Annotated in this window: 18 protein-coding genes; 6 read left to right on the top strand and 12 right to left on the bottom strand. The window is 66.9% G+C overall.

The genetic code is table 11. The annotated features are described in order from the left end of the window. Nucleotides 1-26: 26 nt before the first annotated feature. The 5 genes from Q0Q48_RS20775 to Q0Q48_RS20755 form a co-directional block, all read right to left on the bottom strand. Entirely contained in the window at nucleotides 27-1637 is a 1611-nt protein-coding gene (locus tag Q0Q48_RS20775) for an ABC transporter substrate-binding protein (protein WP_295141958.1), read from the bottom strand. 57 nt (nucleotides 1638-1694) lie between these two features. Further along, on the bottom strand, nucleotides 1695-2690 hold the full coding sequence (locus tag Q0Q48_RS20770) for an ABC transporter ATP-binding protein (RefSeq protein ID WP_295141955.1): 996 nt from the start codon (nucleotides 2688-2690) through the stop codon (nucleotides 1695-1697). An 11-nt stretch (nucleotides 2691-2701) separates the two neighbouring features. Continuing rightward, nucleotides 2702-3700 carry an ABC transporter ATP-binding protein gene (locus tag Q0Q48_RS20765; RefSeq protein ID WP_295141953.1) on the bottom strand — a complete coding sequence of 333 codons (999 nt, stop codon included), beginning with the start codon at nucleotides 3698-3700 and terminating at the stop codon, nucleotides 2702-2704. Nucleotides 3701-3926: 226 nt separating this feature from the next. Beyond that, nucleotides 3927-5177 carry an MFS transporter gene (locus Q0Q48_RS20760; protein ID WP_295141950.1) on the bottom strand — a complete coding sequence of 417 codons (1251 nt, stop codon included), beginning with the start codon at nucleotides 5175-5177 and terminating at the stop codon, nucleotides 3927-3929. A 6-nt stretch (nucleotides 5178-5183) separates the two neighbouring features. Then, nucleotides 5184-6044, bottom strand: a complete 861-nt coding sequence (locus tag Q0Q48_RS20755) for a MaoC family dehydratase N-terminal domain-containing protein (RefSeq protein WP_295141948.1) — start codon at nucleotides 6042-6044, stop codon at nucleotides 5184-5186. 45 nt (nucleotides 6045-6089) lie between these two features. Here Q0Q48_RS20755 and Q0Q48_RS20750 point away from each other — a divergent pair, with 45 nt between their 5' ends. After that, complete coding sequence (locus Q0Q48_RS20750) at nucleotides 6090-6596, top strand: GNAT family N-acetyltransferase (protein WP_295141945.1); 507 nt, start codon at nucleotides 6090-6092, stop codon at nucleotides 6594-6596. 76 nt (nucleotides 6597-6672) lie between these two features. Here Q0Q48_RS20750 and Q0Q48_RS20745 read toward each other — a convergent pair whose 3' ends face one another. Both Q0Q48_RS20745 and Q0Q48_RS20740 read right to left on the bottom strand, forming a co-directional pair. Next, the gene (locus Q0Q48_RS20745; protein WP_295141943.1) at nucleotides 6673-6930 is read right to left on the bottom strand and encodes a hypothetical protein; all 258 of its coding nucleotides are present in this window, start codon (nucleotides 6928-6930) and stop codon (nucleotides 6673-6675) included. A gap of 10 nt (nucleotides 6931-6940) precedes the next feature. Next, nucleotides 6941-7357 carry a hypothetical protein gene (locus Q0Q48_RS20740; protein ID WP_295141941.1) on the bottom strand — a complete coding sequence of 139 codons (417 nt, stop codon included), beginning with the start codon at nucleotides 7355-7357 and terminating at the stop codon, nucleotides 6941-6943. On the opposite strand from Q0Q48_RS20740, the gene Q0Q48_RS20735 reads away from it, so the two are divergent. Next, entirely contained in the window at nucleotides 7356-7742 is a 387-nt protein-coding gene (locus Q0Q48_RS20735; RefSeq protein WP_295141938.1) for a hypothetical protein, read from the top strand. The genes Q0Q48_RS20740 and Q0Q48_RS20735 overlap by 2 nt on opposite strands. A gap of 44 nt (nucleotides 7743-7786) precedes the next feature. Here Q0Q48_RS20735 and Q0Q48_RS20730 read toward each other — a convergent pair whose 3' ends face one another. Further along, the gene (locus Q0Q48_RS20730) at nucleotides 7787-8683 is read right to left on the bottom strand and encodes a TauD/TfdA family dioxygenase (RefSeq protein WP_295141937.1); all 897 of its coding nucleotides are present in this window, start codon (nucleotides 8681-8683) and stop codon (nucleotides 7787-7789) included. Between the two features lie 82 nt (nucleotides 8684-8765). On the opposite strand from Q0Q48_RS20730, the gene Q0Q48_RS20725 reads away from it, so the two are divergent. Beyond that, nucleotides 8766-9416 carry a TIGR02466 family protein gene (locus Q0Q48_RS20725; protein WP_295141935.1) on the top strand — a complete coding sequence of 217 codons (651 nt, stop codon included), beginning with the start codon at nucleotides 8766-8768 and terminating at the stop codon, nucleotides 9414-9416. Continuing rightward, on the top strand, nucleotides 9413-10699 hold the full coding sequence (locus Q0Q48_RS20720) for a tetratricopeptide repeat protein (RefSeq protein WP_295141933.1): 1287 nt from the start codon (nucleotides 9413-9415) through the stop codon (nucleotides 10697-10699). Before Q0Q48_RS20725 ends, Q0Q48_RS20720 begins: the two co-directional genes overlap by 4 nt. A gap of 73 nt (nucleotides 10700-10772) precedes the next feature. On the opposite strand, the gene Q0Q48_RS20715 is transcribed toward Q0Q48_RS20720, so the two are convergent. From Q0Q48_RS20715 to Q0Q48_RS20700, 4 genes are read right to left on the bottom strand one after another with little or no spacing between them, the layout of a single operon-like run. Beyond that, entirely contained in the window at nucleotides 10773-11789 is a 1017-nt protein-coding gene (locus Q0Q48_RS20715) for an LLM class flavin-dependent oxidoreductase (RefSeq protein ID WP_295141929.1), read from the bottom strand. A 5-nt stretch (nucleotides 11790-11794) separates the two neighbouring features. After that, nucleotides 11795-12748, bottom strand: coding sequence for an acetyl-CoA carboxylase carboxyltransferase subunit alpha (locus Q0Q48_RS20710; RefSeq protein ID WP_295141926.1), 954 nt, complete (start codon nucleotides 12746-12748; stop codon nucleotides 11795-11797). Between the two features lie 33 nt (nucleotides 12749-12781). Continuing rightward, nucleotides 12782-13723: a site-specific tyrosine recombinase XerD gene (locus tag Q0Q48_RS20705; RefSeq protein ID WP_295141924.1), complete on the bottom strand. Its 942-nt coding sequence runs from the start codon at nucleotides 13721-13723 to the stop codon at nucleotides 12782-12784. Between the two features lie 30 nt (nucleotides 13724-13753). Further along, nucleotides 13754-13900, bottom strand: coding sequence for a hypothetical protein (locus tag Q0Q48_RS20700; RefSeq protein WP_295141921.1), 147 nt, complete (start codon nucleotides 13898-13900; stop codon nucleotides 13754-13756). Between the two features lie 156 nt (nucleotides 13901-14056). Between Q0Q48_RS20700 and Q0Q48_RS20695 the strand changes: the two genes are divergently transcribed. Together Q0Q48_RS20695 and aroB are read left to right on the top strand one after the other, a co-directional pair. Then, nucleotides 14057-14620, top strand: a complete 564-nt coding sequence (locus Q0Q48_RS20695) for a shikimate kinase (RefSeq protein WP_295141918.1) — start codon at nucleotides 14057-14059, stop codon at nucleotides 14618-14620. Next, nucleotides 14617-15744 (top strand): 3-dehydroquinate synthase, encoded by a 1128-nt coding sequence (aroB, locus tag Q0Q48_RS20690; protein ID WP_295141916.1) that lies wholly within the window; start codon nucleotides 14617-14619, stop codon nucleotides 15742-15744. The genes Q0Q48_RS20695 and aroB overlap by 4 nt, the downstream gene beginning before the upstream one ends. Nucleotides 15745-15750 lie beyond the last annotated feature (6 nt).

The raw sequence follows: 15750 nt of genomic DNA, 5'->3' as shown, positions 1-15750 counted from the left end.
CGCCCGATTCCCCGATCCAGACCGTTCTACTTGTCGAGCCAGATGTTCGCGAGGTTAAGGTTCAGATAGTGGCTCGGGCTGATCTTCCAGCCCTTCATGTACGAACGATGCGCGATGATGCGATTCCACCACGGGGTCATGATGGTGACGACCTTGGTATCGAGCGCATAGGTCTCGAAATCGCGCATCTTGGCGCGCTGCTTCGCCGGATCCGTTTCCTTGAGCATCGAGTTATACAGCTCGACCAGCTTCGGATCCTCATAGCCGCCATAGTTCTCGGGATAGACCGAGCGCGGCAGGACCTTGGCGACATCGAGCAGCGGATTGACCATGTTCTGGCAGTTGAACTCGACGGTGACCTCGAAATTGCCGCTGCGCAGCGCTTCGTAGAACGGCCCGGTAGGCAGCACGCGCTGCGTCACCTTGAGGCCGATCTTGCTCCATTCGTCGATCGCCCAGGTGGCGACGAACTTGTACGGCTGGTCGACGTTGCGGTTCATGAGCTCGAACTTGAGCCCTTCGGCGCCGGCTTCCTTCAGGAGCTTCCGGGCCTCGGCGCGCGCCTTCTCGATGTCGGGGCCGAAGCCCGCGATCTTCTGCAGCTCCTCCTTGTTCGCCGCCAGCGGCGAGCCGGGGAAGACCAGCCCGCCCACGGTATGGACGGTGGCGATCCTGGACAGCGCCGGAGCGCCCTTCCACGGATCGATTGCCAGTGCCAGCGCGCGGCGCACCCGCACGTCGTCGAACGGCTTCTTCTTCTGGTTGGGTGTCAGCAGGTTGACGCAGTTCCAGTCGCTGGTCTGGACGGTGATCTTGTCGCCGAGCTCCTTCACCAGCTCGTCACGCGCCGACGGCGGCATGCCCCGGAACTCCGTCGCGGCGCGGTCGGCCCGGATGGCGTCGACTCGAACCGACTGCTTGGCGGCGAAGATGGCCGTGAAGCCGTCGAGATAGGGCTTGCCCTCGTGGTAATAGTCCGGGTTGCGCGCGCCCTTCATCGACTGGCCGGTCTCGTATCCGGCGAACTTGAAGGGTCCCGATCCCAGGACATTCTTCTCGTACCAGTGGGGCTCCTTCTCCAGGACGTCCTTCTTGTAGATGTAGGCGAAAGGATCGGCGAGCGCGGGCAGGAACGCCGAAGTGGCGAACTTCAACCTGAAGACCACGGTCTCGGGATCGGGGTTCTCGATCTTGTCGACCATCGACATATAGGCTTCCCGCGCGCTCGAAACGCCCTTGGGCGGGAACGCGATGTACTGCCAGCTCTTCGCAACGTCAGCGGCCGTGAGCGGCGTGCCGTCGTGGAACTTGACGCCCTTGCGGATCTTGAACGTGTAGGTCTTGCCGTCGTCGATCGCCTTCGGCATCTCCGTGCAGAGATCGCACACGAAATCCGTCGTCGACGAGGGATTGTCGGGATTGATCGCGATCAGGGTGCTGTAGAAGGGCGCCGTGGCGTGCAACGTCGCGAAGGTGTTTTCCTTGTGTCCATCGAGGCTCGGCGGCGCATCGGCCGGAATCATGTAGGTGAGCGTGCCGCCTTTCTTGATCGCCTGCGCCGCCACCGGAGTGGCAGCAAGTGCCGCCGTAACAGCAATTGAGAAGCTTACGCCAATCCACCCGGTCCGATTCATCATCGTCGCCTCCCTTGACTTTCTTCAGGTCGTTCTGGTTTTCCCCGATTGGTTAACGCTTCAACTCACTTCACTGCAGGCCACCCAGTGGCCGGGCCGCAACTCGCGCAGCTCGGGCCGCAATTGCTTGCAACTCCCCACGGCCTTCGGGCAACGCGGATGGAAGACACAGCCTCCAGGTGGATTGATCGGGCTCGGCACCTCGCCGCGCACCGGCTGGAAGCTCCGGCCGGCCTCGATGACCGGATCCGGCACCGGCACCGCCGCCAGCAGGGCGCGGGTGTAAGGATGGAGCGGGTTGTCGAACAGTTCGTCGCAATCGGCCAGCTCGACGATGCGGCCGAGATACATCACCGCCACGCGCTGGCAAAGATGGCGCACCACCGACAGGTCATGAGCGATGAATAGATAGGTGAGGCCGAAACGCTCGCGCAGGTCCTCGAGCAGGTTGATCACCTGGGCCTGGATGGACACGTCGAGCGCCGAGACCGCCTCGTCGCAGACGATGAACTCCGGTTCGAGTGCCAGCGCGCGGGCGATGCCGACACGCTGACGCTGACCACCCGACATTTCGTGCGGATAGCGATCGGCGAAGCTGGGGTTGAGGCCACAGACCTGCAGCAGTTCACGCACGCGCGCCCGGCGCCGCGCCGCATCCGGCGCAAGACCATGGACCTGAATCGGTTCGCCGACGATGTCGCCCACCTTCATCCGCGGATTGAGCGAGCTGTAGGGATCCTGGAAAATCACCTGGATGCGCCGGCGCAGCGCCAGCCTCTCGTTGCGCGACAGGGTGTTGATGTCGACGCCGTCGTACAGGATGGCACCCGAGGTCGGGCGCTCGAGCTGCAGGATACAGCGGCCCGTCGTCGTCTTGCCGCAGCCACTCTCGCCCACCAGGCCGAGCGTCTCGCCGCGACGCAGGCTGAAATCGATCCCGTCGACGGCCTTCACGTCGCCGACATGGCGCCGCATCAGGATTCCCTCGGAAATCGGGAAATGCATGTGCAATCCCCTGATCTCGAGCAGTGGCCTGTCGGCACCGACGTCCGTCATGGCCATGTCCGTCATGCGGCGACCTGTGCCGCGGGAAGTTCGTCCCGGCGGAAGCAGGCCGACAGATGGTCCACCGCCCCGCTCGGCTCCAGGGAGGGTCGCGACGCGCCGCACGCCGGGAGGGCGAACCGGCAGCGCGGACGGAAGGCACATCCACCGTCGAGGCGCGTCAGGTCGGGCGGCTGGCCGTCGACCGGATCGAGCCGTGCCTGGCGGGGCCGGTCGAGCCGCGGCACCGAGCGCAGAAGCGCCATCGTGTAGGGGTGACGCGGATCGTGATAGACCTCGGTCGCCGGGCCACTTTCGACCAGGCGGCCGGCGTACATGACGTTGACCCGCCTGGCGTAGCGCGCGACGACGCCGAGATTGTGCGTGATGATGATCAGCGCAACGTTCAGCCGGCGGGTCAACTCGGCCATGAGTTCGAGAATCTGCGCCTGGATCGTGACGTCGAGCGCCGTCGTCGGCTCGTCCGCGATGATCAGCCGGGGCTCGCAGGTGAGCGCAATGGCAATCATGATGCGCTGGCGCATGCCGCCCGAAAGCTGATGCGGATACTGACGCAGCCGGCGCTCGGGATCGGCGATGCCGACCAGCGTCAGCAGTTCGACGGCACGCCGGTCCGCCGTCGCCCGGTCGGCGCCGCGATGGTGCTGCAGCGTCTCGGTAATCTGGCGGCCGATCGTCAGTACCGGGTTGAGCGACGTCATCGGTTCCTGGAAAATCATGCCGATCTCGCTGCCGCGCACCTCCCGCATCTCCTCGACGGACAGGCTGAGCAGGTCGCGACCGGCAAACAGGATCTGACCCTGGGTAATTCGTCCCGGCGGATCGGGAATGAGGCGCAGGATCGACATCGCACCAACCGACTTGCCCGACCCGCTCTCGCCGACGATGGCCACGGTCTCCCCGGAGTCGACCGTGTACGAGACACCGTCGACGGCTCGCACCAATCCTGCACCGGTACGGAATTCGGTATGGAGCCCTCTGACCTCCAGCAATGGCGGCATGTGGCCTCGTTCGGTGAGTCCTGTTTCAACGACCACGCACGGCAATTCATCCGTGGTGGCGCGGCACTACAGGTCCCCCCAAGGGCCTGTGCATCTACATCGACGCTCGGTCTCTACGCGAAGTCTGTTTCGTCCCTGTCCGCTGCCGTCGATTCAACTCCGACGCGCGCAGCCTCTTACGGGCTTGCGCGAAGCGTACGGGAGTGAGCCGCATATCGCAAGCCGCTTAAGCCGGGTCGTGCGGACGTTGCGCCATCAGCGCGGCGAACACCGCGAGCGTCGCCAGCGTGCCGAACAGCAGCAGCGAGTCAGTGTAATTGCCGCTCCCGTCGCGCAGCATGCCAGAGGCCAGCGGCCCGGCGGCCTGCGCCGTCACCTGCAGCGACAGCGCCACGCCGCGGATCGCGCCATAGCTCTCGCGTCCGAAATAGTCGGCCCAGGCCACGGGCAGCAGCAGCATGATGCCGCCGATGCCGATGCCGAACAGGCCGGCCGCCACCATCGCAGTCTCCACCCCGGAGACGAAGATCAGCCCGTAGCTGCCGAGCGCCATGCAGGCCGCGCACAGGGCCATCTGATAGCGCACCGGCCAGCGGCGCGGCAGGAAGCCGATGCCGAAGCTCGACGCGCCGGAGAGCATGGCGACGAAGGCGATCACCGAGGCCGCCGCCACGGGCGACAGGCCGCGTTCGATCAGGTGCGGCGCATTGTGGAGACTCACGCCGGCCTGCACGGGAAACAGCAGGACGGTGTAGAGCGAGAGCAGCCAGAAGGCCGGCGTGCGCATCGCCTGGGCCCGGCTCCAGCGCGGCTCGACCAGCGGCGCGGCCTTGCCGTCGGCCAGCCGGTCGGGCTGCAGGCCGACATCCTCCGGCCGCCGCACCAGCAGCAGCCAGCACGGCACGAAGCCGACCAGCAGCACCGTGGCGCCGACCGCGATCCAGCCGGCGCGCCAGTCGGCACCGCTTATGGCGAACTGCGCGATCAGCGGCAGCCCGACCAACCCCGACATCTGTGCGAGCGTCGCAAACGAGGCGGCGATGCCGCGGCGTGCCACGAACCAGTTGTTGAGCGCGCCGTAGAGGCCGAGGTCGAACGGCCCCGCCCAGATCATGCGGGCGAAACAGAACAGCAGATAGAAGAGCAGCAGCGACTGGACGAGTGACAGCGCCATGCAGGCGACGCCCGTGCCCGCCACCGCGAGGCAGAGCACGAGCCGCGCGCCGCGGCGGTCGACGAACGGCCCGATCAACGGCGAGAGGATCGCCGCCAGCACGCCGCCCAGCGACACCGCGCCCGACATCTCCGTGCGCGACCAGCCGAACGCCTCGGTCATCGGCACGACGAAGATCGAGAGTACGGCAACGGCCGGCCCTTGCCGCGCGAAGCCCGCGAGGCAGATGCAGCCCAGCACCACCCATCCGTAGAAGAACGGCAGCCGCGGGATCAGGAACCGCGGCAGGGGCGGTGCTTGCATGCCCGCTTAGGCGAAGGTCGCCGTGGCCTGCGCCGCGATCGTGCCCTGGGGCGTCACCGTCCAGAGTTCCGCGCCTTTGCCGTCGGCGGTGGGGCGACCGATCGCATCGAACGGCGCGGTGTCGAACAGCGGCGCCCGGGCGCGGATGGCGAAGGTCTTGATCGACCGCCCGGGATTGGAATCGCGCAGCAGGTCGAACAGGCACTGCTGGGCGAAGGGCCCGTGCACGACGAGCCCGGGATAGCCCTCGGTCTCGATGCAGTAGGTGCGGTCGTAATGGATGCGGTGCGGGTTGAAGGTGATGGCGGAATAGCGGAACAGCATCACCGGATCGACTTTGATCGTCCGCCGCCACGGCACGTCGGTGGGGGCCGCCTCGCGCACCGGCACGCCGCTCTTCTCGCCCGCCTTGACCTCCTCGCGGAAGACCGTGTTCGCCACTTCGGTGACGGCGAGCCCGCGCGGCGTATAGATACGACGCGTCTGGCTGGTGACGATCAGGCTGCCGGTGCCGCCACCCCTGAGAGCCACGTCGGAGAACTCGGTCTCGCGGCGCAGCCTGTCGCCGACCCGGATGTCGCCGTCGAAGGTGAAGGTCGAGCCGGCATACATGCGGCGCGGCAGCGGGATCTTGGGCAGCACGCCGCCCTCGGTCGGCAGCCCGTCCTCGGCCAGCACGTTGCGGCGCGCGTAGGAATGCAGGAAGCAGAGATGCCAGCCCGGCGCGATCGCCTCGCCCTCTGCCGGTACCTTGTCGTCACGATCGAAGGTCGCGATCATCGCCTTCAGCGGCGCCTGCGTGACGACGTCCTCGTCCTCGATCCTGCGGCCGAGTTCCTTCTTGAGCGGTTCGATATCGATGGTCATGGGTGCTCCCTCCGGGCTTTCAACCAGCCTAACCAATCCCCTGCCATGATTCGCCGCCCACACCCGCACGAAATCAAGCTGCTGCCGCAGATCGAAAACGAGGCCGACCTGCGTTATCGCCGCGCGGGCCTCGGCCGCGTCGTCGACATGCCGCCCGCCAGTCTCGCCTCGCTCGAAGCAGGACGGCGCGAACATCGGCTATGGATTGCAGTCTCGCCCGTCAACCAACCGGTCGGCTTCGCCCTGATGAAGTTCCCGGGCGGCACGGCCTGGCTCGACCAGCTCTCGGTGCTGCAGCGGTGCCAGGGTCAGGGATACGGCGGCGCACTGATTGAGCGCGTCGCAGCGGCCGCCCGCGACCTCGGCCATCGCGCGCTCCATCTGTCGACCTATCGCAACGTCCCGTGGAACGCGCCCTACTACGCGCGCCGCGGCTTCGAGGAATTGCCGCGCGGAGACTGGCCGCATGTCTTCCGCATGCAGGCGATGGCAGAGAACCGCCACGGCCATCCGCCCTGGCGGCGGACGATCATGAGGCGATCACTCGATTGATGCGGCCTGCGCGGCCCCCTCACCCAGCCTCTGGGTGAGGGGGGTGACGCACTATTCTGCGGTCGCTGGTTGAGAATTACTCAGGGCTGGCGGACCGGTGCTTGAGAGTGGCATTCGCCGCGGCTACCCGGTCGAGCATGTTCGGCAGGTCCTTCATACCCCACAGAATCAGAGCCAGGTACGCGACGAAGACGATCCAGAACCCTTTGGGGTCAGTTCGTCGATCGAGGAGCGTCCGCGACCCGATCGAGATGCGACCCGTCCACGCCAAGACCCCGAAGAAGATCGTAAAGAGCACCAGAGCCAGGCCGATAAAAAGTGAATGCGAGGGCATGGCGTTCTGCCTATTTGCTCGCAAGAGGGAGTGGCGCGCTGATCGTCGCCGCCCCCAGGTTGATGGATTCAACCAGATACCCAGCCCGGATCGACTGCCATCCGGATACCTCGAAGGTGTATCCACCAACTCTCGTCCCGTCGGGCCTGAGTCCCACCGCCGGCACCGCTGATGCGTAATAGGTGTAAGAGCGACGATCCTTGTTGATCACCGCCACATACCCCTTGTTGGGCCCGGCGACGGCAGTGACGTCTGCCTCCGGGGCCGTCGAACGCAGAGCGCGGTAGAGAACGGCGTCAGCCTCCTCGGCGGTGATCGGGTACATGATCCGTCCAGCAGGACTTTTTGCGTCAAGGTTGGAGGCAGGCTTTTCGCAACCCGGTAGTACGAGTGCGATCAGCGTCGCCAGCGCTGCAATCGTCTTCATGTCGATCCTCAACTCCCGCGCACTGATTCCTGACGTTTCCTATAGGAGGAGGCGTGCGAACGAATGCAATCGCTTTCGCGAAAAGGTAGTGTTTCAGAAGACGCGCTCTTGTGGAGAGCATATGGCGGCTGAAGACCAAGGCAAATTCGTCCGACGCGTGGCACCTGGTACGGGCGCTCTGATGGCACTATCGAGTATCTGCCTCACCGTGACAGCTCTCGTCACGCCCTGGACAACCGTTTGCCTAGCCGTCGCCCTTCTGTTGGCAGCGTGGTCGTTTATTCGGGCAGCCTTCGCTTTGAGCTATGTCGGTATCGCGGCATCGATCCTTGCTGCCGCCGTCTACTGGACGGGAGCCGCGCTCTCGCCGCTCTTCCATTCGTAAGGGGTCGGCGGCCGAATTCTGGCCGCGGCCCCCCTTTACCCGGTCTACTCAGCCGCGACGGCGAGCCCCATCTGCTCGCAGGTCGGGGCGACGTCGGAGACGGTGGCGCGGCGCATGTCGCGCTTGTAGCGCTGGTCGTCGAACGCCATGCCGCGATGCATGGTGCAGCGATTGTCCCACATCACCAGGTCCTTCTCGCGCCAGCGATGGGCGTGGACGAACTGGCGCTGCGTCGCATGCGCGGTGAGCTCGTCGATCAGCTGGCGCGCCTCGTCGTCGGCCATGCCGCGGATCGCGCCGGCGTGGCTGGCGATATAGAGGCTCATGCGGCCGGAATCCTGCAGCCGGCGCACCAGCACCTGCGGCACCGGCGCGAAGGCCTGGCGCTCGTTCTCGTCGAAGTCCTTGAAGCCGAGCTTCGCGCGCGAGGTCATGATCGAGTGCTCGGCAACCAGCCCGGCGATACGCTGCTTCGTCGCCTCGGGCAGCGCGTCGTAGGCGGCGCGCATGTCGGCGAACTCCGTATGGCCGCCGATCGGTGGGATCGAGCGCGCATGCAGCATCGAGCAGTAGGCCGGCAGGCGCTTGAACGAGGAGTCGGTGTGCCACAGCCGGTTGCCGAGATTGTAGAGCCGCTGGCGGTTGTTGGTTTCCAGGATGCGGTTCTCGGCGTCGAGATTGCCGACATCGGCCATGTTCTGGTGCAGGCGCAGGTTATGGCCCTTGCGCGCCATGAAGACGGTCGTCTCGAGCGGGCCGAAATGACGCGCGAAGGCGAGCTGGCTCTCGTCGTCGAATTCCTGGTCGGGGAAGACCAGGACCGCATACTTGGTGAAAGCCTCGCGGATCGCGGCGAGGTCCTCGGGCGAGACGCTGTTCAGGGCGACATCGCCGACTTCGGCCACGAAATCGGGCGTCACGGCATGGATCGACACAGCCACCGGGCTTCCTCCTCGCTTTGCTTATGCGGCGGATTGGACCACCTAACGGACAATCGGGCAATCGCGGGATATACTTTCAGCCATGATCGAGAAGCAGGAAGTGCAGGAGATTTTCCCGACCCCGTTGTGGATCGTGGACCTCCAGCCAGCCGCGGCGGCGAGCCTCAATGCGAAACTCAAGGCCGAGATCGAACGGTTGATCTCGCCGCGTCCCAAGGTGCCCGCCGGCAGCAACTGGCAGACGCCGCAGGATCTGCACACGCGACCGGCCTTCGCCGAGTTCGTGAAACTGGTCGAGACGGCAGGCCGCGGCGTGGCCCGCTTCCTTCAGGTCGATCAGTATCCGATGGCGATCACCGGTTGCTGGGCGAACATCAATCCGCCTGGCGCCTACCATCCGATGCACCATCATCCGAACAACTACCTGAGCGGCGTCTACTATGTCTCGATCCCGGCCGGCGGTTCGCAGATTCTGTTCCAGGATCCGCGCGGCCAGGCCTCGATGATCATGCCCAGGCCGCGCCAGTACACGCGCCTCACCGCCAACGGCGCCAACGCACCGAGCAAGGAAGGCCGCATGGTGATCTTCCCCTCCTGGCTGAAGCATACGGTGCCGGCCAATGACGGCGAGAGCGAGCGCATCAGCATCTCGTTCAACATGATGTTCAAGAATTTCACCGAGACCATGGCCTCGCCGATGTGGGATCCCACGGCGGGCAAGGAGAAGTCATGAGCAGCCTGCAGGATCGCTACGGCAACCCGCTCGGCACCCAATCGGTCGCGGCGCGCGATGCCTACCTCGCAGGCGTCGACAGCCTGATGGCCGCGACGCCCGGCATGGACACGGCCTTCCAGAAGTCCGTCGAGGCCGACGAGGATTTTGCCCTCGGGCATATATCGCTCGCCCGCGCCAAGCAGCTGCTGGGCCGCGGCCACGAAGCCAAGGCGCCGCTCGTGCGCGCAAAGGAGCTGGCCGCCAGCGCATCTCCGCGCGAACAGAGCCAGATCGCGATCTTCGAGAAGATCCTGACCGGCCAGGGCGCTGCCGCCCTCGAGGCGATTCGCGAACACATGAAGGAATGGCCGCGCGACGCCATGGCGCTCGCGCCGGCGACCAGCGTGTTCGGCCTGATCGGTTTCTCCGGCAGGAGCGGCCGCGAGGTCGACCAGCTGGCGCTGCTCGAACCCTTCGAGACGCACTATGGCGACGACTGGTGGTACCGCACGCAGCTCGCCTTCGCGCAGATCGAGCTGCACAAGCTCGACGAGGGCCAGCGCAACATCGATGCCGCGCTCGAAGCCTTTCCGAGGAGCGCCCACGCCGCCCATATCCGCGGCCATCTCTGCTACGAGCTGGGCGAGCGCGAGACCGGCCTCGCCTTCCTGAAGGAATGGATGAAGGACTATTCGCGCGACGGCCTCATGCACGTCCACAACAGCTGGCATCTCGCGCTGTGGTCGATGGAGACCGGCCGCATGGAAGAGGCCTGGCGCATCTATGACGAGGCGCTGAGCCCCGCCGTCGCCTGGGGACCGCAGATCAACGTCGCGACCGACTGCGTGGCGTTCCTGGCGCGCGCCGAGATGGCGGGCGAACCGCGCCAGGCGCAGCGCTGGCGCGAGATTGCCGACTACAACACCAAGTGGTTCGGACGTCCGGGCCTCGGCTTCGTCGACATGCACACGGTGCTGGCCTACGCCATGGCCGGCGACGATGCGTCGCGCGCGAAGTTCGCGGAGAATCCGGCCGGCGCCACGGCCGACATGCTGCCGCCGCTGGCGCGCGGCTTCGCGGCCTATGCAGAGGGCGACTGGACGCGCGCCATCGGCGAGATCGAGCCCCTGCTCGCCACGCACGAACGCCTGGGCGGCAGCCGCGCCCAGCGCGACCTGCTCGAATACATCGTGACGTCCGCGATGGTGAAAGCCGGCCGCGCCAGCGAGGCTCGCGCCATGATCGAGAAGCGCCGGCCGCAGAACGGCAAAGGCAAGGGATTCCCGCTGGCGGGGCTTTGATCTTTGGAGCGCGCCACTCCAGTGGCGCAATCATGATCATGAGCGCCACTGGAGTGGCGCGCTCCGTTGAGGCCTACGCGCTCAGCCCGAACTCTTCCGCCAGCAACTCGTACGAGCGCTTCCGCTTCTCGAAGTCGTAGCAGATCGTCACCGCCATGATCTCGTCGACCTCGTAGGCCGCGGCATGGCGTTCGAGGCCGGCCCTCACCGTCTTGGGCGAGCCGACCACCGAGCGGCGGCGGAGCGCCGGCAGCCAGCGCTCGGCGCCGGGTTGCTTCGCCGCTTCCAGCGCTTCCTCGACCGACGGGACGGGGCCGGGGTTACCCAGCGTCCGCAGGCGCATCGCCCAGACTTCGCGGCTGCGCGAAAGAAGATCGGCCTCCTCGTCGGTCTCCGCGCACAGGACCGAGATCGCCATCATCGGCATCGGCTTGGGATGCAGCGACGATGGCTTGAAGTGGGCGCGATAGGCGCGCGTCACGCCATCGCCGCCGTCGGGATTGATGAAGTGGGCAAAGCAGAACGGCAGGCCGAAATGGGCGGCCAGCGCCGCGCTGTCGTCGCTCGATCCGAGCAGCCAGACGTCGGGCGCCGTCTCGCCGGTCGGCTGGGCCACGACGCCGGTGCCTTCGTGGTTCAGCGGCAGTGCGTCGTGCAGCCAGGCGACGAGGTCACGCACCTGGTAGGGATACTTCTCGGCGTTGCTCCAGTTGGGCTTGCCGTCGGCCAGGATGCGCATCGTATGCTGATCGCTACCGGGGGCACGACCGATTCCGACGTCGATACGGCCGGGGAACAGCGTCTCCAGCATGCGGAAGTTCTCCGCCACCTTATAGGCGCTGTAGTGCGGCAGCATCACGCCGCCCGAGCCGACACGAATGCGTTCGGTGAGACCGGCGACGCGCGTGATCAGCACCTCGGGCGTCGAGCCGGCCAGCGCCTCGCTGCTATGGTGCTCGGCCAGCCAGTAGCGCGTGTAGCCCAGCCGGTCGCAGAGCTGGGCCAGTTCCAGCGTGTCGCGCACGGCTTCGGCCGGCGTGCCACCCTTGCGGATCGGCGACTGGTCGAGAACGCTGAGGCGCAGCGACAAGGAAGTCAGAGGCCCTTCTTGCCCATCGCCAGGAACTTGTCCTGGCGGCGCTCGCGCAGCGTGTCGGCGTCGAGCTTCGAGAGGTCGGCGATCGCCTCGGCGACGACCTTGCCCACCACGTCGATTGTCTCCTCGCGCGCGCGATGGGCGCCGCCCATCGGCTCGGGGATCACGTCGTCGATCACTTCGAGCTTCTTGAGATCGGCGGCCGTGACCTTCATCGCCTCGGCGGCGTCCTGGGCATTGGCGTTGTTGCGCCACAGGATCGAGGCGCAGCCTTCCGGGGTGATCACCGAGTAGACCGAATTTTCCAGCATGTAGACGCGGTCCGACGAGGCGATGGCGAGCGCGCCGCCCGAGCCGCCCTCGCCGATCACCACGCTGACCAGCGGCACGCCGAGCCCGAGACAGGTCTCGATCGAGCTGGCGATCGCTTCCGCCTGGCCGCGCGCCTCGGCCTCGATGCCGGGATAGGCGCCGGGCGTGTCGACCAGGGTCAGCACCGGCAGCTTGAACCGGTCGGCGAGCCGCATCAGGCGCTGCGCCTTGCGATAGCCCTCGGGCCGCGCCATGCCAAAATTGTGCTTGATGCGCGAATCGGTGTCGTCGCCCTTCTGCTGGCCCAGCACGACGATGCTGCGGCCCTGCAGCCGGCCCATGCCGCCGACGATGGCGGCGTCCTCGCCGAACGCGCGGTCGCCGGCCAGCGGTGTATAGTCGGTGATCAGCCGGTCGATATAGGCCTGGGCGTGCGGCCGCTCGGCATGGCGGGCGACCTGCACCCGCTGCCACGGCGTCAGCTTGGCGTAGGTCGCGCGAATCTGCTTATGCGCCTTTTCCTGCAGGCGCATGACTTCCTCGGCGATGTCCACGTCGCCGGAATTGGGCAGATGCCGAAGCTCGGCGATCTTGCCTTCCAGGTCCGCGATCGGCTTCTCGAAGTCGAGGTAAATCGTCATTGCGGGCAGGTGTCGCCCGGTCGCGGAATCCTGTCAACCGGCCGGCCGGCGCTTTCGCCTTGCCAGCGGGTGATGCTCCTGCACCAGCGAGCGCAGCTTTTCGTCGAGCACGTGCGTGTAGATCTGGGTGGTGGCGATATCCGCATGCCCCAGCATCAATTGAACGGAGCGCAGATCGGCCCCGCCCGCGAGCAGATGGCTGGCGAAAGCGTGCCGCAGCACGTGCGGCGACACCCGCGCCGGATCGATGCCGGCGCCCAGGGCCGCTTCCTTCAGGAGCTGTGCAAAACGCTGCCGCGTCAGGTGGCCGGTCCGGCCGCGCGAGGGAAACAGGAACCGCGAGGTCTCGCCCTCGGCGAGCTGGCCGGCGCGCATGTGCAGCCACGCCAAGATCGCCGTTCGCGCCGGATCGGACAGCGGCACCAGCCGCTCCTTGTCGCCCTTGCCCCGCACCAGCAGCATCGAGGGATCGCGTTCGACGGCGGACAGGGGAAGGCTCACCAGCTCCGAGACGCGCAGGCCCGCAGCGTAGAGGATTTCGAGCAGGGTCGCCATGCGGCCGCCATCGACCGCATCCTTGGTCCGCGCCGCCTCGATCAGGCGGTCGACCTCCTCGCGCGACAGGACCTTGGGGAGGGGCCGGCCGAGCCGGGGCGAGTCGAGCGTACTCGCCGGATCGTCGTCGCGGCGCTGCTCGGCCAGCAGGAAGCGGAAGAACTGGCGCATGACCGACAGACGCCGCGCCACCGTGCGCGGCGTCATGCCGACATAGTCGAGCGACTTCAGATAGGCGCGCAATGCCGTCGCGTCGGCCGTCACCGGGCTCTGCTTGCGCCGTGCCAGGAAACCCTGGAGGTCGGCCAGGTCCGCGGCATAGGCGAGCAGCGTGTTCTTCGAGGCGCCGCGCTCCGCCTGCAGCATCTCGAGGAAGACCTCGGCCTCCCGCACGTGCCTGAAGGCAGGCTTGCGCTTCACGGGCCCCGAGCTGCCGCCAGAAGTCCGCCGCTAGCGAGCAAGACGCTCATTGGGGACGGGAATCTCGAAGTGCTTGAGTGGCGGGCGCGGTTCCACGACGGCAAGAGCCACCAGCCCGGCAATCACCAGGGCCAGGACGGCGACGATGATCACAGGCCCGAGACGCAGGGTGGGCATACTGAATCGGTTTCGGGAGCGGAACAGGGCCACGACCGCAGCAACCTACCTGCCCGCCGTCCGGGCGGCAATTGCCGAGAGCGCGTGCGGCCATGTTCGGGGCCGGTCGCTTGAAACCCGGGTCATTATGGGCGACATCCATGGCTGCAGCTCGACATGGACGCCTCTCCCCCCCTGTCCTTGCCGCGCACCGTGGCCCTGGTGGGGCTGATGGGCGCGGGCAAGAGCGCCATCGGCAAGCGACTGGCGGTAAGACTCGGCCTCCCGTTCGTCGATGCAGACGACGAGATCGAGCGCGCGGCCGGCTGCACGATCGCTGAATTCTTCGAGAGGTATGGCGAGCAGGAATTCCGCGCTGGCGAGCGCCGCGTGATCGGCCGCCTGCTGGAGGAGACACCTCACGTCCTGTCGACCGGGGGCGGCGCCTACATGGATCCCGAGACGCGGGCGCTGATGAAGAGCCGGGCGATCACGGTCTGGCTGCGTGCCGAACTCGACGTGCTGTTCGACCGGGTGAAGAAGCGGACGCACCGTCCCCTGCTCCGCCAGGGCGATCCCAAGGAAATTCTCGCGCGCCTCATGCAGCAGCGCTACCCGATCTACGCCGAAGCCGACATCGTGGTCGAGTCGACCGCCCAACCGGCCGAACGCACCACGGAGCAGGTACTCGACGCGATCCGCGCCTATCTGCAGGCCACGACACCAGGACAATCGACATGAGTTCGCCCCGCACCATCCGCGTCGACCTGGCCGGCCGCGCCTACGACATCGCCATCGGCCCCGGCCTGATCGATCGCGCCGGCGAACTTTCGCGCCCGCTGCTGGCCGCGCCCAGGGTCACGATCGTTAGCGACGACACCGTGGCGCCGCTCTACGGCGCACGCCTCGCCGCCTCGTTCGAGAAGGCCGGCGTCAGGGCGCAGACGGTGACGGTGCCTGCCGGCGAAAGCAGCAAGGACTTCGCGAGCTTCGGCCGGCTGATGAACGAGCTGCTCGACCTGCGCCCCGACCGCAAGACCACGCTGGTGGCGCTGGGTGGCGGCGTCGTGGGCGACCTCACTGGTTTCGCCGCCGCCGTGCTGTTGCGCGGCGTCGATTTCATCCAGGTGCCGACGACGCTCCTGGCCCAGGTCGATTCCTCGGTCGGCGGGAAGACGGGCATCAACACCCGCCACGGCAAGAACCTGGTCGGCGCCTTCTACCAGCCGCGCCTCGTGCTGGCCGACACCACGGTGCTCGACACGCTGCCGCGCCGCGAACTGCTCGCGGGTTACGCCGAGGTCGCGAAATACGGGCTGATCGACGATCCCGACTTCTTCGCCTGGTGCGAGAAGAACGGTGAGGCCGTGCTGGCGGGCGACGCCGCGGCGCGCACCTATGCGATCGAGCAGAGCTGCCTTTCCAAGGCCCGCATCGTGGCGGCCGACGAGCGCGAGACGACGGACCTGCGCGCCCTCCTCAATCTCGGCCACACATTCGGCCATGCGCTCGAGGCCGAGACCGGCTTTGGCGGGTCGCTGCTGCACGGCGAGGCCGTCGGCGCAGGCATGGCGATGGCGTTCGACCTGTCGGCGCGTCTCGGTCTCTGCCCCGCCGCCGATGCCGAGCGCGTGCGGCGCCATCTCGGTGCGGTCGGCCTGCCCGTCCGGCTGCGCACGATCGGCGGCGACAACAGCCGCACCTGGAATGCGGCCAGGCTGATCGAGCACATGCGCGGCGACAAGAAGGCCGAGGGCGGCAAGCTCACCTTCGTATTGGCGCGCGGCATCGGGAAATCCTTCGTCACCCGCGACGTCGACGAGGCGGGCCTGCGAGGCCTGCTCGACGACGCCATCGCGGCCTGAGCAACG

Source organism: uncultured Reyranella sp. (assembly GCF_945957355.1).
GTDB lineage: Bacteria > Pseudomonadota > Alphaproteobacteria > Reyranellales > Reyranellaceae > Reyranella.
Note: the sequence above shows the minus strand (reverse complement) of the source record. Positions and strands in the feature narration are given on the sequence as shown.